The organism is Pseudomonas sp. AAC (assembly GCF_000725445.1).
In the GTDB taxonomy this organism is placed as follows: domain Bacteria; phylum Pseudomonadota; class Gammaproteobacteria; order Pseudomonadales; family Pseudomonadaceae; genus Pseudomonas; species Pseudomonas citronellolis.
On the sequence record NZ_KL647103.1, the window covers coordinates 127,183 to 146,202 of the forward strand.

16 protein-coding genes and 1 pseudogene are annotated in these 19,020 nt (G+C 65.4%); 12 read left to right on the forward strand and 5 right to left on the reverse strand.

Going from position 1 to position 19,020, the window contains the following annotated elements:
• Positions 1–39: 39 nt before the first annotated feature.
• From FG99_RS29695 to FG99_RS29715, 5 genes are all read right to left on the reverse strand, one after another.
• Positions 40–1,530, reverse strand: a complete 1,491-nt coding sequence (locus tag FG99_RS29695) for an aldehyde dehydrogenase (protein ID WP_043273797.1) — start codon at positions 1,528–1,530, stop codon at positions 40–42.
• Positions 1,523–2,434 carry a dihydrodipicolinate synthase family protein gene (locus tag FG99_RS29700; protein ID WP_043273798.1) on the reverse strand — a complete coding sequence of 304 codons (912 nt, stop codon included), beginning with the start codon at positions 2,432–2,434 and terminating at the stop codon, positions 1,523–1,525. The genes FG99_RS29695 and FG99_RS29700 overlap by 8 nt, the downstream gene beginning before the upstream one ends.
• A 63-nt stretch (positions 2,435–2,497) precedes the next feature.
• The gene (locus FG99_RS29705) at positions 2,498–3,826 is read right to left on the reverse strand and encodes an MFS transporter (protein ID WP_043273800.1); all 1,329 of its coding nucleotides are present in this window, start codon (positions 3,824–3,826) and stop codon (positions 2,498–2,500) included.
• A 164-nt stretch (positions 3,827–3,990) separates the two neighbouring features.
• Positions 3,991–5,310, reverse strand: a complete 1,320-nt coding sequence (locus FG99_RS29710; protein ID WP_043273801.1) for an NAD(P)/FAD-dependent oxidoreductase — start codon at positions 5,308–5,310, stop codon at positions 3,991–3,993.
• A gap of 102 nt (positions 5,311–5,412) precedes the next feature.
• Entirely contained in the window at positions 5,413–6,135 is a 723-nt protein-coding gene (locus FG99_RS29715) for a GntR family transcriptional regulator (protein WP_043273802.1), read from the reverse strand.
• 580 nt (positions 6,136–6,715) lie between these two features.
• Here FG99_RS29715 and FG99_RS29720 point away from each other — a divergent pair.
• From FG99_RS29720 to FG99_RS29770, 12 genes and pseudogenes are all read left to right on the forward strand, one after another.
• The gene (locus FG99_RS29720; protein WP_043273803.1) at positions 6,716–7,411 is read left to right on the forward strand and encodes a GntR family transcriptional regulator; all 696 of its coding nucleotides are present in this window, start codon (positions 6,716–6,718) and stop codon (positions 7,409–7,411) included.
• Between the two features lie 254 nt (positions 7,412–7,665).
• On the forward strand, positions 7,666–8,517 hold the full coding sequence (locus FG99_RS29725) for a glycine betaine ABC transporter substrate-binding protein (RefSeq protein WP_043273804.1): 852 nt from the start codon (positions 7,666–7,668) through the stop codon (positions 8,515–8,517).
• Positions 8,518–8,589: 72 nt separating this feature from the next.
• A complete protein-coding gene (locus FG99_RS29730) occupies positions 8,590–9,708 on the forward strand; it encodes a quaternary amine ABC transporter ATP-binding protein (protein WP_043273806.1) in 1,119 nt (372 codons plus the stop codon).
• Positions 9,705–10,565 carry an ABC transporter permease gene (locus tag FG99_RS29735; RefSeq protein ID WP_043273808.1) on the forward strand — a complete coding sequence of 287 codons (861 nt, stop codon included), beginning with the start codon at positions 9,705–9,707 and terminating at the stop codon, positions 10,563–10,565. The genes FG99_RS29730 and FG99_RS29735 overlap by 4 nt, the downstream gene beginning before the upstream one ends.
• Positions 10,552–11,403 (forward strand): ABC transporter permease, encoded by an 852-nt coding sequence (locus FG99_RS29740; RefSeq protein ID WP_043273810.1) that lies wholly within the window; start codon positions 10,552–10,554, stop codon positions 11,401–11,403. Before FG99_RS29735 ends, FG99_RS29740 begins: the two co-directional genes overlap by 14 nt.
• 11 nt (positions 11,404–11,414) lie before the next feature.
• Complete coding sequence (locus tag FG99_RS29745; RefSeq protein WP_043273812.1) at positions 11,415–12,413, forward strand: 4-hydroxyproline epimerase; 999 nt, start codon at positions 11,415–11,417, stop codon at positions 12,411–12,413.
• Positions 12,414–12,469: 56 nt separating this feature from the next.
• Entirely contained in the window at positions 12,470–13,498 is a 1,029-nt protein-coding gene (locus FG99_RS29750; protein WP_043273813.1) for a GlxA family transcriptional regulator, read from the forward strand.
• Positions 13,499–13,896: 398 nt separating this feature from the next.
• Positions 13,897–14,829: pseudogene (locus FG99_RS33380) on the forward strand (cache domain-containing protein); the annotation flags it as partial.
• Positions 14,830–14,958: 129 nt separating this feature from the next.
• Positions 14,959–15,687: a methyl-accepting chemotaxis protein gene (locus tag FG99_RS33385; protein WP_371263891.1), complete on the forward strand. Its 729-nt coding sequence runs from the start codon at positions 14,959–14,961 to the stop codon at positions 15,685–15,687.
• Between the two features lie 190 nt (positions 15,688–15,877).
• Entirely contained in the window at positions 15,878–16,888 is a 1,011-nt protein-coding gene (locus FG99_RS29760) for a GlxA family transcriptional regulator (RefSeq protein WP_043273815.1), read from the forward strand.
• 237 nt (positions 16,889–17,125) lie between these two features.
• Positions 17,126–18,268 (forward strand): aromatic ring-hydroxylating oxygenase subunit alpha, encoded by a 1,143-nt coding sequence (locus FG99_RS29765; RefSeq protein WP_043273816.1) that lies wholly within the window; start codon positions 17,126–17,128, stop codon positions 18,266–18,268.
• Positions 18,265–19,020, forward strand: a complete 756-nt coding sequence (locus FG99_RS29770; protein ID WP_043273817.1) for an SDR family NAD(P)-dependent oxidoreductase — start codon at positions 18,265–18,267, stop codon at positions 19,018–19,020. The genes FG99_RS29765 and FG99_RS29770 overlap by 4 nt, the downstream gene beginning before the upstream one ends.

Genomic DNA, 19,020 nt, shown 5'->3' on the forward strand with positions numbered 1-19,020 from the left:
GGCTGTACTGCGGGTCAGGTCAGGATTTTACCGCGGGTCTCACGAAGCATCGATCCAGATGGTCTTCAGCTCGGTGTACTGGTCGTGGGCCCAGATCGACTTGTCGCGCCCGCCGAAGCCGGACTCCTTGTAGCCGCCGAAGGGCGTCGAGGCGTCGCCTTCGCCGAAGCAGTTGACGGTGACGATGCCCGCGCGGATTTCCCGGGCCAGGCGCAGGGCGTTGCGCAGGCTGCCGGTGTAGGCCGAGGCGGCCAGGCCGTAGACGGTGTCGTTGGCCAGGTCGATGGCGCCGTCGATGTCGGTGAAGGGCGTGACCGACAGCACCGGGCCGAAGATCTCCTCGCGGAACAGCCGGCTCTGCGGTTCGACGTCGTCGACCACGGTGGGCTCGACGAAGATGTCGCCTTGGGTCTGGCCGCCATAGACGAAGTCCAGGCGCTCGTTGCGGGCCTGCTCGATGTACGAGCGCACCTTCTCGAAGTGGGCCTTGCTGACCAGGGCGCCGAGGCGGTTGTCCGGGTCCAGCGGGTCGCCCATCTTCCAGTCGCGCATGTGCACGCCGATGCGTTCGAGCAGGGCGTCCTTGATGTCGGCGTGGACGATCAGGCGCGAGGACGCCGAGCAGTTCTCGCCCATGTTCCAGAAGGCGCCGTTGACCACGTGCTGGGCGACCTGGTCGAGGTCTTCCACGTCGTTCATCACCACCGCCGGGTTCTTCCCGCCGCACTCCAGCACCACGCGCTTGAGGTTGGACTCGGCGGCGTACTTGAGGAACAGCCGGCCGGTCTCGGTGGATCCGGTGAAGCTGACCATGGCCACGTCCGGGTGGCGGCCGATGGGCTCGCCGGCCTCGCGGCCGCCGCCGGGCACCACGTTGAACACCCCGGCGGGGATGCCGGCCTGGTGCGCCAGCTCGGCGACGCGCAGGGCGGTGAGGGTGGTTTCCCGGGCCGGCTTGACCACGATGGAGCAGCCGGCGGCCAGCGACGGGCCGATCTTCCAGGCCAGCATCAGCAGCGGGAAGTTCCACGGCAGCACCAGGCCGACCACGCCGATGGGCTCGCGCACCACCATGGTCACGGCGCCGGAGCCGACCGGCGCGGTGCTGTCGTAGATCTTGTCGATCAGCTCGGCGTGCCAGCGCAGGGTGTGGATGGTCTCCGGCACGTCGATGTTCTGGCATTCGCGCACCGGCTTGCCGCTGTCCAGGCTCTCCATCACCGCCAGTTCGTGGGCGTGGTCTTCGAGCAGCTGGGCGAAGCGCTGCATGACCGCCTTGCGCTCGCCGGGGGAGCGCTTGCTCCAGCGGCCGTCTTCGAAGGCCAGGCGGGCGCTGGCCACGGCCAGGTTGACGTCTTCGGCGTCGCAGGCGGCGATGTTGGCTAGCAGCTCGCCGGTGGCCGGGTTGCTGCTGGCGAAGGTGCGGCCGGAGACGGCGTCACGGAAGCCGCCGTCGATGAAGGCCTGGGTGGGGAAGCGCAGTTCGGCGGCGATGGCGGCGTATTGCGCCTTGCTCAGCAATTCAGCCATTGTGGGTGCCCTCGGTGATCTGCGCGACTTCGCGCTTGAGTACGGCGACGATCTCTTTCAGTTCGGCCTTTTCGGCCTCGGTCAGGCCCTTGAGCGGGGCGCGCACGCCGCCGCTGCGCAGGCCGGCCAGCTCGCAGCCGTACTTGATCGACTGGACGAACTTGCCGCCTTCCAGGAAGTCCATCAGCGGCATCATCGCCGCCATGATGCGGCGGCCCTTGGCGAAGTCGTTCTCGACCACGCAGGCCTGGTACAGGGCGACGTGCTCGCCGGGGATGAAGTTGGAACCGGCGCAGACCCAGCTGCGCGCGCCCCAGGCGAAGAATTCCAGGGCCTGGTCGTCCCAGCCGCAGGACAGCGCGATGCGCGGGTGCTTGCAGGCCAGGCGGTGCAGCTGGCCGGTGGAGCCGGAGCTTTCCTTGATGGCGACGATGTTCTTGCAGCCGGCGACGGCGGCGAAGAATTCCTCGCCCATGTCCACGCCCATGCGCGCCGGGTAGTTGTACAGCATGATCGGCAGGTCAGCGGCGGCGTCGACGGCCAGCACGTGGTCGGCGATCTCCTGCTGGGTGGGCAGGGCATAGGGCGGCGAGCCGACCAGCAGGGCGTCGGCCTTGATCTCTTTCGCCGCCTTGGCGTAGGCCACCGAGTCCTCGGTGCGGATGGCGCCGGTGCCGACGATCAGCGGCAGGCGGCCGTTGATCACGTCCCTGGCCTTGGCCGCCAGGTCGAAGCGCTCCTGGGCGGTGTGGGCGTAGTACTCGCCGGTGGAGCCGCCGATGATGATGCCGTGGACCTTCGAGGCGATCAGGTATTCCAGCACTTCGGCGAAGGCCGGATGGTCGATCTGGCCGTCGGCCGCCAGGGGGGTGATGGCGGGGGTGTAGATGCCTTCGAATTTCATGATGCGTTCTCCAGTGGGGTCGTGGTGGTCGGCCGCCGCGCCCAGCGGCGCGGCGGCCCTTGATCAGGTGAGCGAAGCCGCCTGCTGCAGGTTGAGCGAGCGGGTTTCCGGGGCCAGCGCCCAGGCGAACAGCAGGCCGACCAGGGTGACGATGGCCGCGGCGTACATGGTCTGGGCGATGCCCAGGCTGTCCAGGGACAGGGGGACGAGGTAGGTGCCGACCGCGGCGCCGACCCGCGACAGCGAGGTGCCCACGCCGACCGCGCAGGCGCGGATCTCGGTGGGGAACAGCTCGTTCGGGTAGACCAGCTGCAGCACCTGGGCGCCGCCGATGAACAGGGCGTAGGCGCCGAACAGCGCGAGGATCACGGCTTCGGAGGAGGCGTGGAAGGCGCCGAGGCCGAGCAGCGCAAGGCCGGACCAGAGGAAGCTGTAGATCAGCATACTGCGCCGGCCGATGACGTTGATCAGGCGGGTGGCGATGATGCAGCCGACCACGAACAGCAGGGTGATGGTTTCCGAGCCGAAGGAGGCCCAGTTACCCTGGAGGTTCAGCGCCAGCAGCACCTTGGGCGCGAAGGCGTAGACGGCGAACACCGGGATCACCGAGCAGGTCCAGAACATGCTGACGAACAGCATGCGTTTGCCGTAGCCGGAGTGCAGCAGGTTCCACACCGAGAGCTTCTTCTGCCTGGGCTGCTCGGGCAGGTTCTGCAGCGAGAAGCGCGGCCCGTAGACGCTCTTGATGACCTGCTCGGCCTCGGCTGCGCGGCCCTTGCCCAGCAGCCAGCGCGGCGATTCGGGGGTGCCCAGGCGAACCAGGAACAGGGCCGCGCCTATCACCGCGGCGCTGGCCAGCACCAGGCGCCAGGCGTCGTCGCCGCCGTGCTTGAGCAGGGAATTGCCGACCATGTAGGCCAGCGCGGCGCCGGCGAACCAGAGGATGGTCAGGGTCGCCAGGCGCGGGCCGCGGTGCTTCTTCGGCAGGAACTCCACCAGCAGGGAGGTGGCGACGGGGTATTCGATGCCCACGCCGATGCCGATGAGCAGGCGCAGCAGGAACAGCGCCAGGGCCGACTCCACCCAGTACTGCGCCAGCGAACTGAGGATGAACAGCACCGGGCCGACGAAGAAGATGCGCTTGCGCCCGAAGTGGTCGGTCAGCCAGCCGCCGATGAAGCCGCCGAAGAAAATGCCGATCAGCGCCGCGGCGGCGATCATGCCCTGCCAGAGGGTGCTCAGGCCCAGGGCGGCGGTCATCTGCACCATGGATACGCCGATGATGCTGAGCACGTAGCCGTCGACGAAGGAGCCGCCGCCGGAGCGGATCGTCAGCAACTGGTGAAAGCCATTGAGGGGTACGTCTTCGATCGAGGTGTCGTTGATTGTCATTGTTTTCTCCTGACTCTAAGAGCGGCCGGATGTTTTCAGGCTGAGCGAACCCGCAGAGCCGAAGAAGAGTCTTCAGCCCTGGTGGCTCGAAAAGCCGCCGAAACTGGCAGTCGGTCGGGGCCGACGTCCTGGGAGGCGCCTGCGGCGCCAAGCCTCCTACGTGATCAGCTTTCCTTGCCTGCCCGGTATTGACCCCACTTCAGGTTGAGGTTCACGCCCAGGGACAGGAAGGGTTCGGGCGGATTGGCATTGGGGCCGGGGGAGCGCAGCAGGAAGTCGATCAGCTCGTTCCGCTCGCCAGCCAGCCAATCGGCCAGGAGTTTTCCGGTGACGGTGCCGCGGGTCACGCCCAGGCCGTTGCAGCACAGTGCTCCGTAGACGTTGGGGGCCAGCTCGCCGAAGTACCCGTTGTGGTTGCGGGACAGGGCCAGGGCGCCGCCCCAGGTGTATTCGAAGCCGACGTCGGGCAGCATCGGGAAGCGCGCGTCGAACGAGGCCTGGTGGCGGCTGACGAAGCGCTCCAGGTACTTGGCGTTGCTGCGCCCGTCCGGGTTGAAACTGAAACTGTTGCGGATCAGCAGGCGGTTGTCGGGCGTGCGGCGCACGGTGGTGCCGAACGGATCCGCCGGGATGACGCCCCAGTAGGGCTTGCCACCGAGGCGGGCCTGCTCCTCGGCGGTGAGCGGCCGGGTGATGCTGGCGTAGGTGAAGACCGGCAGCATCTTGCCCTTGAGGAAGCCGAAGCTCATGCCGAAGGCGTTGTTGGTCAGCACCAGCTTGTCGGCGACGATGGCGCCGTTGGCGTGGCTGAGGACGATCTTCTCGCCGTACTCCACCTCTGTGATGGGGGTGTGCTCGTACAGGGTCACGTTGTTCGGCAGCGAGTCGGCCAGGCCCTTGACCAGCGCGGAGGGCTGGATGAGCACGGTGCCGGGGGTGAACAGCGCCTGGCGGTAGAAGTGGGTGCCAATGTGTGCGGGGAGGTCGGCGGCCTCGATCATCTCGTAGGCCTGGCCGAGCTTGTCGAGGCCGCGGCGGTAGGCCTCGAGCACGGCGATGCCGCGGTCCTCGATCGCCGCCTGGTACTTGCCGCAGGCCTTCATCTGGCAGTCGATGCCATGGCGCTCCACCAGTTCCGTCAGCTGGGACTGGCCGGCGAGGTTGAGCTTCAGGGCGATCCTGGCGGTGGCGATGTCACCGATGTAGTCGTCGGCGCCGATGTCGTGGGGCAGGTCGATGGCGAAGCCGGCATTGCGCCCGGAGGTGCCGAAGCCCACTTCCTGGGCCTCGACCAGCACGATCTCCTCATCGGGAAAGTTCAGCGCCAACTGGCGGGCCGCCGCCAGACCGGTGAAGCCGGCACCCACGACCACCCAGCGGGCGGCGCTCTTGCCATGGTGGGCCGGCTTGGGCTGCCGCGACCTGCTCAGGTGATACCAGCCACAGGTCGAATCGTCGGAAGGCAAGTGCGTCACTTTCATCATTTCAGGGACCTGACTCTTATTGTTTGTGCCTGTTAACCATCCCTTGCGTGAAATGACTCACTGTCGTGCGAGAACACCGGCGCTCGGGTTACTACCTAGAACTCAATAGACAAGTGCCACCTCGACCCCCGCCGGGGCCGCGTATTCGGCCATGCGCCGGCGCGACAGCTCGAAGTGCGCCCGGACGATGTCGGCCGCAGCATCGGGGTCGCGCCGCTCGATGGCCTGGATCATCTGCTCGTGCTGTTCGCAGGCGACTTCCAGGTCCTGCTGCATGTCGTCGGTGGTGGGGTGGCGGTAGAAGATCTTGCCCAGGCGCGCATGGTCGATCAGCAGCCGGCGCAGGCTGGGCATCAGGTAATCGTTGTGGGCCATCTTGCCGATCTCGAGGTGGAACTCGTCGTTGTAGAAGACGCGAGCCTCGACATCCTTTTCTTCGATGGCCTTGCGGAATCTCCGCTGGATGTCCTTCAGCGCCTCGATCTCGGCGGCGGACGCATGGGTGGCCGCCAACTGCGTGGTGGCGATGTAGATCAGTGGCGCGGCAAGGAAGAAGCTGTGCAGCGATTCGTGGCTCATGGACGCCACGCGTGGCGCGCGGTTGGCTTCCAGCTCGATGTAGCCCTCGGCGGCTATCTGGCGTAGCAGTTCCCGCACCGGTGGCCGTGAAAGGCCGAACTCGTCGCACAGGGCGAGTTCGTCAACGACCGCACCGGGAGCCAGTTCCATGCTCAGGATCCGCCGACGCAGCGTATCGGCCAGCACCACCTTGCGGTCGAGCGGGGCATCGATGCTGGATTGGTCGACTTCGATCTGGGCCTTCATGGGAGCCTTTCTGCTTGTCATGGTTTGTGTCTACAGTTTGTATAACGACTATAAAAGCCTGTTAGACAATATGTCTACAGGAATTTTTCGTACGACCTCGGACGCGACAAACGGCTGTTCCACCGCTCCCCGCCAGGCCTTCGCCACGGGCTGGCGACCAGGTGGGGCGGCTGTGATGAGCCTGGGAGCGCAGGCGGTATCGCCGAGGAGGCGTCTGGAAAGGGACTGCTCAGGCAGCGCCGGGCCGTCCATCCGGGGGTATTTCACCATACTTCGCCCAAGAGGCCGGTTCCGCGTGGCCAGGGCGGGCAGCAGGGGATGTCGGTGGGGCTCCCATTTGGAAAAAGAACGCCCTCATCGCTGGAAGCGACCTCGGCATATCCGTTAACGACAAATAGCGCTGTCCGTATCGGCGCTCTAGTTGATTGAAATCCAAGGGGAAATGCGCGGAACTCGGTATTCTTTGTGAATTTATTGGGTATACACAAAGAATACAAAGCGATTGACCGGCCTTGGGACCCGTGCGAGTCTCCGCTCCATCAGCCATTTGCTACTACTTGGCTAGCGCTGGAGGCCTACGGTGAGAAGCGGCAAAAACAGTCTCTACGATGACTTGAAGCGGCAGATCCTGACCATGGAACTGGACCCCGACCAGGTATTGGACGAAGTCGGTCTCAGCGAGCGCTACGGGCTTTCCCGCACCCCGGTCAGGGAAGTGTTCCGCCGCCTGGCGGGCGAGGGCTACCTGGACATCCAGGAGAACCGCGGGGCGCGGGTGGCGCCGATGAATCACTCGACGCTGCGCAACTTCTTCCTGGTGGCGCCGATGATCTACGCCGCCATCGGCCGCCTCGCCGTGCAGAACTTCAAGCCCGGCCAGTTGCTGGCGCTCAAGGACACCCAGGAGCGTTTCCGCAAGGCCAGCCTTTCCCGGGACCCGATGGCCATGGTGGTGGAGAACAATCGCTTCCACGAAATCATGGGCGAAATGTCCGGCAACCCATACCTGGAGCCCAGCCTCGGCCGCCTGCTGATCGACCACGCGAGAATCGGACATACGTTCTTCCGTCCGCGCAACGAGGAAATGGAGCGGCACCTGGGCCTGGCAGTGGAACACCACGACGCCTTCATCGAGGCCTTTGCCCGGCATGACGAGACCGCCGTGGTGGACCTGGTCTTCGAGCACTGGGAACTGTCGCGCGGAAACATGGAGATCTTCATTGCCCCGCAAGGCCTGAAGGCCGATGCCTGGGCCGACAGCCCCGGCAACTGGTAGCGGGGAGGTCCATTGCGGGAGCGCTCGAAGTGACGCTCGGCCTGTACTGGCGAGCCGCATCGCACGCAAGAGAGCGCCCCAATTGGAGAAATGAATAGCAAGGAACGCCGACCGGCTCGCTTGCGAGCCGGTCGAGTGGGTGCGTGCGCCCGCTTGCTGGCAACGAATGCATTCGGCGCATGCGCGCCGGCTGCCATAAGAAACGGGCCGCCACAGGGTGGGCTCAAACAGCACCAAGCAGCAGAGGAAGAACCATGAAAAAGTTGTGGAAGACGCTATGCGCCGTGGCGGTAGTCGGCATGACCATGTTCCAGGCCCATGCCGAGGAAAAGGTCATCAACATGGGCACGCTTTCCTGGGAAGACCTGACGCCCATCACCGGTATCACCAAGAAGGTCCTGGAAGATTCCGGCTATACGGTGAAGGTCACCTCGTTCTCGGAATGGGGTATCGCCTATGCCGCCCTGAGCAAGGGTGACATCCAGATCCTCGCCTCGCAGATCGACTATGTTGCGCAGGACTACTGGAACAAGAACAAGAACCGCCTGGAAAAGCTCTCGCCCGTTTCCCATGGGCTCTACCAGGCGGTTGCCGTGCCCAAGTACGTGACCATCGACTCGATGGAGCAGCTCAACGAGAACGCCGACAAGTTCGGCAACAAGATCGTCGGCATCGAGCCCGGTTCCGGCCTGATGAGCGACGCGGCCAAGGCCGTCGGCGACTACGGGCTGAAGCTGAACCTGCTCGAAGGCAGCTCCGCGGCCATGACCGCCGCCCTCAAGTCGGCCATCGACCGCAAGGAGTGGATCGCCGTGACCATCTGGGAGCCGTCCTGGATGTTCCAGAAGTTCGACCTGAAGTTCCTCAAGGACCCCAAGGGCTCCTTCGCCCCGCCGCAAGGCTACTACTGGATAGCCCACAAGGGGTTCTCGGCGGAAGACCCGCACGCGCGTGAAGTCATCGCCAGCGTCTATGTCCCCCTGGCGGACATCACCGCGATCAATGGCGAAGTGAAGGACGGCAAGTCGATGGACCAGGCCGTGAAGGACTGGACCGACAAGCATGCGGACCTGCTCAAGCGCTGGGAGAACATCAAGAAGTACTGAGCTCCATCTGAATTGCCGCTGCCTACTCGATATTAATAATTAGACCAGAGTGCTCTGGTTCAAGGGTGCGAAATGAATACCTTGAGTAATGACGTCGACGACGTACTGGTGAGTTGCCAGTCGGTCTGGAAAATCTTCGGTGACAACGCTTCCGCCGCCATGAAGGCGTACCTGGAGCGGGGTCTGACCAAGAAACAGATCCTGCAGGATTTCAGCTGTGTCGTTGGCGTGTCCGATGTGAGCCTGAAGGTCCGCCGTGGCGAGATCTTCTGCATCATGGGACTTTCGGGTAGCGGCAAGTCGACGCTGATTCGCCTGCTCAACAAGCTGATCACGCCGAGCGCCGGCCAGGTTCTGGTCAAGGGCCAGGACCTGGCCAAGCTGGACGCGGCGGCCTTGCGTGAAGTACGGGCCAAGCACATTGGCATGGTGTTCCAGAGCGTGGCGTTGCTGCCCCACCGCACGGTGCTGGAGAACGCCGCCTTCGGCCTGGAGGTGCAAGGCGTCGCCAAGGCCGAGCGGCAGCGGGTGGCCGAGCAGGCGCTGGCCAAGGTCGGTCTTTCCGACTGGGCGTCGCGCTATCCCTCCGAGCTTTCGGGGGGCATGCAGCAGCGCGTCGGCCTGGCCCGCGCCATCGCCGCGGACCCGGAAATCATCCTCATGGACGAGCCCTTCAGCGCGCTGGACCCGCTGATCCGCCGCCAGCTGCAGGACGAGTTCCGCCAGCTCACCAAATCCCTCGGCAAGTCCGCGGTATTCATCACCCACGACCTGGAAGAGGCCATCCGCATCGGCGACCGCATCGCCATCATGAAGGACGGGGTGATCATCCAGGAGGGCACCGCCGAGGAAATCGTGCTGAAGCCGGCGGATGCCTATGTGGCCGACTTCGTCGCCGGCATCTCGCGGTTGCACCTGGTCAAGGCCCATTCGGTGATGACCCCAGTCGATGCCTACCGGGCGGCCCATCCCGCCGTCGACCTCGGCAAGCTCAACACCGCCTCCCCGCAGGCCGACCTGGACGAGTTGATCAACCTGATGGTGCGTTCCGAGCGCGACGCGGTGGTGGTCGTCGACCAGGGCGAGATGCTCGGGGTGATCACCCAGCGTGACCTGCTGCGCGGAGTCCAGGGGGCTCCGGACGAGTCCCAGGACGCTCGTTCGGGGGCGCTGCTGGAGGCTTCGCGATGAACATTGCAGACTTCGCCGCCGGCTTCGATGCGACGGTCGACTCGGCCCTGGAATGGGTCTCGGACAACGGCGCGTCGGCCTTCGATCTCATCAACGACGCACTCAAGGGGCTCTACGAGGCCGTCCTGTGGGTGCTCAACCTGGCGCCCTTCTACGTGGTGGCGCTGGTCATCGGCGTACTGGCCTGGCGGCTTGCCGCCAATCTGCGCTTCGGCGTGCTCTCGGCCCTCACGCTGGTCTTCTGCGCGGTCATGGGTCTGTGGGGCGAGACCATGAGCACGCTCGCCCTGGTCCTTACCGCCACCACCCTGGCGCTGCTGGTGGGCGTGCCCGCCGGCGTGGCCGCGGGGCTGTTGCCGGCGCTGGACAAGGTGGTCGAGCCGGTGCTGGACCTGATCCAGACGTTGCCGCCCTACATCTACCTGCTGCCGGCGATCGCGCTGCTCGGCTATGGGCCGGCGACGGCCATGGTGGCGACCTTCATCGTCGCCGTGCCGCCGGTGTTCCGCCTGACCTCGCTGGGTATCCGCATGACGCCCAAGGAGTTCATCGAACTGGGCCAGGCCAGCGGCACCAACGGCTGGCAGCTGTTCTTCAAGATCCGCCTGCCGTTCGCTCTGCCGAGCATCATGACCGGCGTGAACCAGAGCCTGATGATGGCCTTCGGCATGGTGGTGATCGCCGGCATCGTCGGTTCCGGTGGGCTCGGGGAGTCGATCTACGGTGCCATCCGCACCCTCGATATCGCCAAGTCGATCGACGCGGCGATCGCCATCGTCATCCTGACCTTGATCCTCGACCGCCTGGCGCAGAGCGCCTCGCGCATCGGACGGGAGGCTAGCCATGAGTCTCGCTGAAATGACCTTTTCCCCGGGCCGCTACCTCGCCCCGGCGGTGGACTGGCTGAACGCCAACCTGCACCCGCTGTTCGCGGCTATCAGCAAGGTGATAGAGGCTGTGCTGGGCGGCGTGGAGGGCGCGCTGCTGGCCACCCCCGCCTATGTGCTCATCGCCGTGGTGGCCGTGCTGGCGTACTTCCTCATCAACCTTCGCGCGGCGCTGCTGTCGGTCTTCATGCTCGGCTTCTGCCTGGTCTCGGGGCTGTGGACGGCATCGATGCAGACCATCGCGCTGGTCTCGGTCGCGGTGCTGATCTCGGTGGCCATCGCCTTCCCGCTGGGCATCCTGGCTTCTCGGGTGAAGCGCCTGGACGCCGCCGTGCGCCCGCTGCTCAACATCATGCAGACGGTGCCGCCGTGGGTGTACCTGATCCCCGCGGTGATCATCTTCAGCCTGGGCAAGGTGCCGGCGATCATCGCCACCATCGTCTACGGCATCCCGCCGATGATGCGGCTCACCACCCTGGCCTTCAACCAGATCCCCAAGGACCTGCTCGAACTGGGCCAGGCCATGGGCGCCAAGCCGCGGGACATCCTCTTCAAGATCGAGATTCCCACCGCCACACCGACGCTGATGGTCGGGCTCAACCAGTGCATCCTGCTGTCCCTGGCCATGGTGGTGCTGGCCGGCCTGGTCGGCGCCGGCGGGCTGGGCGCGGAAGTGACCCGCGGCCTGACGCGCATGGAAATGGGCCTGGGCCTGCGCGCCGGGCTGGCTATCGTCGCCGTCGCCCTGCTGCTGGACCGCCTGTCGCGCGGGGCGCTGCAGCGTCGCACCGTGCGCAGGATGGCCTGAGGAGAGATAGCGTGCGCCATTCGTTCTTCTGCATCGATTCCCATGCCTGCGGCAACCCGGTGCGGGTCGTCGCCGGTGGCGCCCCGCTGATGCCCCACCTGGGCATGGCCGAGCGGCGCGAACTGTTCGTGCGCGAGCACGACTGGGTGCGCAAGGCCCTGATGTTCGAGCCCCGGGGGCACGACGTGATGTCCGGGGCGATCATCTACCCCTCGGTGCGCAGCGACTGCGATTTCGCCGTACTGTTCATCGAGGTCAGTGGCTGCCTGCCGATGTGCGGGGCCGGCACCATCGGCCTTTCCACCGTGGTGATCGAGGAAGGCCTGGTCGTGCCCCGCACACCGGGAAGGCTGGCGATCGAGACCCCGGCCGGCAAGGTGGAGGTCGAGTACACCCAGGTCGGCGACAAGGTCGAGTCGGTACGCCTGTTCAACGTGCCGAGCTACCTGCACCAGGCTGACGTGGAAGTCGAAGTGCCGGGGCTGGGCCGCCTGCTCGTCGACATCGCCTACGGCGGCAACTACTACGCGGTCGTCGAGCCGCAAGGGAACTGGCCGGGCCTGGATGGCCTGCCCTCATCCGAGATCGTCACCCACAGCCGAAACTTGCGCGCCGTCCTGGCCGGCATCTGCGATCCGGTGCATCCCGAGGATGGCCGGATTCGTGGCGTCCACCACGCGATCTGGTGCGATACGGGCCGCAGCGGCGAATCCGATGGCCGCTGCGTGGTGTTCTATGGCGACAAGGCCATCGACCGCTCCCCCGGCGGCACGGGCACCTCCGCCCGCATGGCGCAGTTGCATGGCAAGGGCCGGCTTGCGGTGGGCGACAGCTACCGTAGCGAAAGCCTGATCGGGACTGTCTACAATGGGCGGATCGAAGCTCCCGCCCGGGTGGGCGCCTACCAGGGCATCCTGCCCAGCGTCGCCGGCTGGGCGCAGGTGACGGGACACAACACGATTTTCGTCGATGACCGCGACCCGTTGGCCCACGGCTTCCAGGTCGCTTGAACGGTGCGCGGGGGTTTCCCTCGCCTGATATGAACGCCAGTTGGTAGAGATAGAGATTGGTCGCGAGAAGGCAATTCAGCGGCGCCCTGCAGGGGCAGAACCTCCGCTTCATCGAAGAGAAGAAGAACGAGCCGGGACGCCAGGCGCGGGTGGGCTTCGTCCTGCTCGAGCATTTCTCCCTGCCGGCCTTCACCCAGGCCCTGGATACCCTGGTCACCGCCAACCTGATCCGCGCCGGGGCCTTCGTCACACGGACCTTCAGCCTGGACGGCGAGTCGGTGGCGAGCGACCTGGGCCTGGTCATCTGCCCGAACGCGGCGCTGGAGAGCCGGCATCTGCAGGAGCTGGACCTGCTGGTGATCTGCGGCGGGTTGCGCACGCCGCTGCGTCCCCACCCGGCGCTCACCCATCTGCTGCATGCCGCGGACGAGAAGGGCGTGGCCCTGGCGGGGCTGTGGAACGGCGCCTGGTTCCTCGGTCAGGCCGGGCTGCTCGACGGCTACAAGTGCGCGATCCATCCGGAGCACCGCGCTGCGCTGGCGGAAACCGCCCGGGAAAGCCTGGTGACCAGCGAGAGCTACATGGTCGACCGCAATCGCCTGACCGCGGCGAGTCCGACCGGCGCCTTCAACCTGGTGCTGGAGTGGATCAACAAGCAGCACGGCCGCGCGCTGGTGGACGCCATCGTCGACATCCTTGCCTTCGAGGAGTCCCGCTACCGGAGGACGCGCCCGACGCTGCACGAGAAGATGAGCCAGCCGCTGCGCGACGCCATCAACCTGATGAGTGCCAACATCGAGGAGCCGCTGAGCCAGGACCAGATTTCCCAGTACGTCGGCCGCTCCAAGCGACAGATCGAACGGCTGTTCCGCGAACAGCTCGGCACCACGCCGGTACGCTACTACCTGGAGCTGCGCATCACCGAAAGCCGCCGCCTGCTGCAGCATTCGGACCTGCCGATCCTCGACGTGGGGGTTGCCTGCGGCTTCGTATCGCCCAGCCATTTCAGCAAGTGCTACGCATCGTTCTATGGCTACTCACCCTCCAGGGAGGTGCGCTATGGGTGTGTCAGGTCAATAAAGTAATGAACGGCCGGCAAGCCTTGGAAACGCCGATGCATTCGCATCATTCCTGAATCATCCCTGAATCACCCCTGAGAAGTACCGTGGCTTTGCGGCGGGTGCGCCGAAGTTGGATACCGGAGCCTGTCGCGACGAAACTTCCAGGGTGCTTTCCATCTGCCATCAATATTTCCCATACAGCGAATCCGATCATGGATCGATCCCGAGGTCGCCCCATGCGTCGGTCGAGAAGAGTTGCCGCGCGCATGAAAATCAAACAGAAACTGACATTGGCGTTCGCCTTTATTGCAGGGTTCCCCATCGCTCTCGTGGCGATACTGGTCATTCTCAACCTGCGTGACAAAGCCAGGGACGATTTTCTCGACGGTAGCAGCCGGGAGATTCGCCAGGTGAGCAACGCCATGAAAATATTCTTCCAGGGGATCGACCAGAATGTGGACTACCTGGCGGCGCAACCCTTGATTGCGGATACAGGCGGCAACCTGAACAAGTACTTGAATTCGAGCACGGACGCCGTTGCGCTTGGTGAACACGACAAGCAGCTGCTTGAATTCTTCACTCGGCTGGCGAGCACTCACCCTGAGTACGCTTATGTGTCTTATGGCGTGAGCGACGGTGGCTATGTTTCCTGGCCTGCCGGACAGAAGTTTTCCAACTATGACCCGCGCCGGCGGCCCTGGTATGAATTGGCCATGGCCAACCCCGGCAAGACCGTGCGCACGGGCGCTTATACCTGGGCGGCAGACAACGCCGTCTTGATCAGCACGGTGCGGGCCGTGACGAATCGGTTGGGGCAGGTGGGCGGCGTCGTGAATATCGATGTATCCCTCAAGGGCCTCACGGAAATCGTCAGGAACATCAAGCTCGGTGAAAGCGGCTATCTGATGCTGGTCGAGCAGGGCGGCAACGTGATGGTCGACCCCCATGATGCCGGCCACAACTTCAAGCAACTGTCCAGCCTTGGCAATGGCTATGCCGAGCTCGCCAGGACGGCCCGAGGTTTCGTCGAGGTCAGTATCGATGGCGAACGCTACATGGCCAATGTCCATCCGGACGAGAAATTGGGATGGACTTTCATCGGGTTGATTCGTCATGACGAGGTGATGCAGGAGACCACTCATCTTGCCTGGCTGATCGGCCTGATCGCGGTGATTCTGGCGGCCACCTTCGCCGTCATAGGCGCCGCCTTCGCCAAACTCATCGTCCGCCCGATCAACGGCGTGGCCAGCGGCCTGGAGGACATCGCCCAGGGGGAAGGCGATCTGACCCGTCGATTGCAGGTCCGTGGCCGCGACGAAACCGCGCTGTTGGCCGACTGGTTCAACCAGTTCCTCGAGGCTATCCGGGGCCTGATCCAGCACATCGGCGTGGCTGCCGGCAATATCCTCGGCACGTCGAGCCGCTCGACCCGGGTTTCCAACGACATGGCCGAGGCCGCCAGCCGCCAGCGCGAGGCCGTGGACATGGTTTCCACCGCGTTCCACGAGATGGTTGCCACTGCCAACGAGGTCGCCCGCTCTTGCAGCCAGGCTGCCCAGTCGGCCGACAATGGACAGCAGCAGGCTCGCGAAGGCCAGCACCAGATCGATGCGGCGGTGCAAAGTGTCGATCGCCTGAGCCACGAGATCGAACAGTCGGCGCTGTCGATTCAGCAGCTGGAGCGCGACAGCAACGCCATCCAGTCGATTCTCGGCACCATTCGCTCGATCGCCGAACAGACCAACCTGCTGGCCCTGAATGCCGCCATCGAGGCCGCCCGGGCCGGCGACCAGGGCCGTGGCTTTGCAGTGGTCGCCGATGAGGTCCGGGCGCTGGCCAAGCGCACCGCCGACTCGACGGCCGAGATTGACGGTCTGTTGGGGAACCTGGCGGCGCGCACTGCCCAGGTTGCCGATCAGATGCACGCCAGCCTCGAGGTATCCCAGCAGTCGGTCAGCCGTATCGGCTTGGCCCGTGATAGCTTCGGCCAGATCCGCGAGTCGGTGGACATCATCCGTGACATGAACACCCAGATTGCCACCGCCGCCGAAGAACAGCACCAAGTGGCCGAGGACATCAATCTCCATATCAGCCAGATCCATGGGGATGCTCAATTGGTGGCAGAGCTGGCGCATGCCGCACGCCAGGATTCCGAGAGCCTGGCCGGCCTTTCCAGCGAACTGGATGCCTTGGTGCGACGTTTTCGCACATGACCGTTGACTGCTGATCGGGTTTCGGCGGTGCAGGCAGCCGCCGAACCCGGCCGTCCGGCCCAGTGCCCGGCGCTACCCGCACCCGGGGCGTACCCAGGCCAGCCAGCGTGCGTTCGATACGGATGGCCGGGCTACTCTGTGATATTCCTGGATAGCCATCTCCTTTCAATCGGCCCTGCGGTGACCCTGTATGCCGGTTCAACCTTCCGCGCCGTTCTCGATCCTCGTCCTGGTGTTCCCGCACTACAACCTGGCGGCCACCACGGCCTTCATCGACCCGTTCCGCGCCGCCAACTACCTGAGCGGCCACACCCATTTCCACTGGGAGGTGGTGTCGATGAACGGCGGGCCGGTGGTGGCGAGCAATGCCATGAGCACCGACACCCGGGCGCTGGCCCAGGTGCAGGGCGTGCCCGACCTGGTGATGCTGTCTTCCAGCTGGAACCCGGAGACGCTGCACAGCCCGGCGCTGAGCGCGGCGCTGCGACTGTGGGCAAGGGAAGGGGTGGTGCTCGGCGCGCTGGACACCGGTGTCTACCTACTGGCCGAGGCCGGGCTGCTCAACGGCAAGCGCGCCACCGGGCACTACGAGCACATCGATTCGCTGAAGGAGCTGTATCCGGAGGTGGAGATCTGCGAAGACATGCTGGTGATGGACGGCAAGCGCATCACCTGCTGCGGCGGCGCTGCGTCCACCGACTGCGCGCTGCACGTCATCCGCTCGCTGCACGGCGACACCCTGGCCAACGAAACCGCGCGCTACCTGTTCCACGAGCGCCTGCGCCCGCTGGGCACGCAGCAGAACCCGGAGACGCCGCAGCCGCTGGGCAACACCGTGCCGGACCTGGTCAAGCAGGCCATCCGCATCATGGAGCAGAATCTGGAGGAGGCCGTGCCGATCCCGGACATCTGCGAGCGCATCGGCATCTCCCAGCGCCAGCTCGACCGCCTGTTCAACCAGATCGTGCAGAAGAGCCCGGCGCTGTACTACCGCGACATCCGCCTGGACCGCGCGCGCTGCCTGGTGACCCAGACCGACATGTCGCTGATGGAGATCGCCGTGGCCTCGGGCTTCGCCAACCAGTCGCACTTCAGCCGCATCTACCGCGAGCGCTTTGGCCTGACGCCGCGCCGCGACCGCCTCGACGGCCGCATTCCCTTCGAGTTCCGGGCCTGGCCGATGCACCAGGTCACGCCCTGACGCCTTTCCCCCAAAGCCACTGCTGACACCCTGCAACCCGCCCCGCGCGGGCGGCGGGAGCCTGCGCGCCCGGCCCAGGGCGGTCGCAAACAGGACGTTCATATCCAAAAGCGACCATGGCCAAAAACGAAAAAAACGCGGCGAATCCTGCACATTTCCCCCGCCCCGCGACGACCACTATCGGCCCCGAGACAAGAACACAAACCCAGGAATTTCCTGTACCGGAAGGCCGCTGATATGTCTGAAGTCATCTCCAAAGTACAACTCCAGAACATCGCCCGGGGCTACCACCCGGACCCGCTGATCTCCCAGTCGCTGCGCGCGGACGCCTACGTCGACCCGCAATGGTTCCGCCTGGACCAGCAGCAGATCATCGCCAAGTCCTGGCAGTGGGTCTGCCACGTGGAAAAGGTCCGCGAGCCGGGCACCTACACCACTGCGGAAATCGCCGGCAACCCCATCGCCGTGGTGCGCGACCACGACGGCGAGCTGCGGGCCTTCTACAACGTCTGCAAGCACCGCGCGCACCCGGTGCTCAGCGGCGAGGGCAAGGTCAACCGCATCATCTGCCCCTACCACTCCTGGTGCTACGGCCTGGACGGCCAGCTCAGCGGCGCGCCCCACGTCGGCGGCCTGAAGGAGTTCGACAAGGGCGAGATCCACCTCAGCCCCGTGCAGGTCGAGGAGTTCTGCGGCTTCATCTTCGTCAACCTCGACCCCGCCGCGCGGCCGCTGCGCGAGCAGTCCGGCGAGTTGCAGGAGGAGATCCTGCACTGGGCGCCGGACATCGCCAACCTGACCTTCGGCCACCGCCTGACCTACGCCATCAAGTCCAACTGGAAGAACGTCGTCGACAACTTCCTGGAGTGCTACCACTGCCCGACGGCGCACAAGGACTTCTGCACCCTGGTGGACATGAGCACCTACAAGGTGCGCACCCACGGCATCTACTCCAGCCACATGGCCGAGGCCGGCCAGGGCCAGAACAGCGCCTACGACACCTCCCAGGCCAAGGTGCGCACCCACGCGGTGTGGTGGCTGTGGCCCAACACCTGCCTGATGCGCTACCCGGGGCGCAGCTCGATGATCGTGCTGCACATCATCCCGGCCGGCCCCGACCTGACCTACGAGACCTACGACTTCTTCCTCGAAACGCCCGAGGCGAACGAGATGGAGAAGGAAGCCATCCGCTACCTCGACGAAGTGCTGCAGGTGGAGGACATCGCCCTGGTGGAGAACGTCCAGCGCGGCATGCGCACGCCGGCCTTCGAGCAGGGACGCATCGTCACCGACCCCAACGGCTCGGGCAAGTCCGAGCACGCGCTGCACCACTTCCATGGCCTGGTGCTGGGCGCGTATGAACAGGGAGTCGAGGCATGAGCGGCGCGCTGCAAGGGAAGGTCGCCTTCGTCACCGGCGGCCTGGGCGGGATCGGCCGCGCCATCTGCGCGCGCTTCGTCAGGGAAGGCGCCACGGTGTTCGCCGCCGACCTGAAGGAGTCCGCGGCCGTGCCGGGCACGACCTTCGTCCCGCTCGACGTCAGCTCGCAGGAGAGCGTGCGCCAGGCCATGGCGACGGTGCAGGCGCGGGCCGGCAAGCTCGACGTCCTGGTCAACGCCGCCGGCATCGAGATCGAGAAGACCATCGAGCAGACCAGCCTGGAAGACTGGAACCGCATCTTCGCGGTGAACGTCACCGGCACCTTTCTGGTCTCGAAATTCGCCCTGCCGCTGCTACGCGACAGCGGCGCGGCGAGCATCGTCAACTTCGGCTCCTACGACGGCTTCATCGCCGACCCGGGGCTGGCCGCCTACTGCGCCACCAAGGGCGCGGTGCACGCGCTGACCCGCGCCATGGCCTGCGACCACGGCCCCGAGGGCATCCGCGTCAACGCCGTCTGCCCCGGCTACGTGGACACCCCGATGCTGCGCAGCTTCTTCCGCGACCACGGCGACATCCAGAGCCTGGAAGCGGCCGTGCGCGACGTGCACCCGCTGCGCCGCTACGGCACCCCGGAGGACGTCGCCAACCTGGTGAACTGGCTCGCCGGTGACGAAGCCCGCTACGCCTCCGGGCAGCTGTGGGTGCTCGATGGCGGGCTGACCGCCCAAGTCCAACAAATGAAACTGTGA

What these genes read in the sequence shown, in the direction of transcription:
- FG99_RS29695 (WP_043273797.1), bottom strand. Translation starts at nt 1,530, where the DNA reads ATGGCTGAATTGCTGAGCAAGGCGCAATACGCCGCCATCGCCGCCGAA.
- FG99_RS29700 (WP_043273798.1), bottom strand. Translation starts at nt 2,434, where the DNA reads ATGAAATTCGAAGGCATCTACACCCCCGCCATCACCCCCCTGGCGGCC.
- FG99_RS29705 (WP_043273800.1), bottom strand. Translation starts at nt 3,826, where the DNA reads ATGACAATCAACGACACCTCGATCGAAGACGTACCCCTCAATGGCTTT.
- FG99_RS29710 (WP_043273801.1), bottom strand. Translation starts at nt 5,310, where the DNA reads ATGATGAAAGTGACGCACTTGCCTTCCGACGATTCGACCTGTGGCTGG.
- FG99_RS29715 (WP_043273802.1), bottom strand. Translation starts at nt 6,135, where the DNA reads ATGAAGGCCCAGATCGAAGTCGACCAATCCAGCATCGATGCCCCGCTC.
- FG99_RS29725 (WP_043273804.1), top strand. Translation starts at nt 7,666, where the DNA reads ATGAAAAAGTTGTGGAAGACGCTATGCGCCGTGGCGGTAGTCGGCATG.
- FG99_RS29730 (WP_043273806.1), top strand. Translation starts at nt 8,590, where the DNA reads ATGAATACCTTGAGTAATGACGTCGACGACGTACTGGTGAGTTGCCAG.
- FG99_RS29735 (WP_043273808.1), top strand. Translation starts at nt 9,705, where the DNA reads ATGAACATTGCAGACTTCGCCGCCGGCTTCGATGCGACGGTCGACTCG.
- FG99_RS29740 (WP_043273810.1), top strand. Translation starts at nt 10,552, where the DNA reads ATGAGTCTCGCTGAAATGACCTTTTCCCCGGGCCGCTACCTCGCCCCG.
- FG99_RS33385 (WP_371263891.1), top strand. Translation starts at nt 14,959, where the DNA reads ATGGTTTCCACCGCGTTCCACGAGATGGTTGCCACTGCCAACGAGGTC.
- FG99_RS29760 (WP_043273815.1), top strand. Translation starts at nt 15,878, where the DNA reads ATGCCGGTTCAACCTTCCGCGCCGTTCTCGATCCTCGTCCTGGTGTTC.
- FG99_RS29765 (WP_043273816.1), top strand. Translation starts at nt 17,126, where the DNA reads ATGTCTGAAGTCATCTCCAAAGTACAACTCCAGAACATCGCCCGGGGC.
- FG99_RS29770 (WP_043273817.1), top strand. Translation starts at nt 18,265, where the DNA reads ATGAGCGGCGCGCTGCAAGGGAAGGTCGCCTTCGTCACCGGCGGCCTG.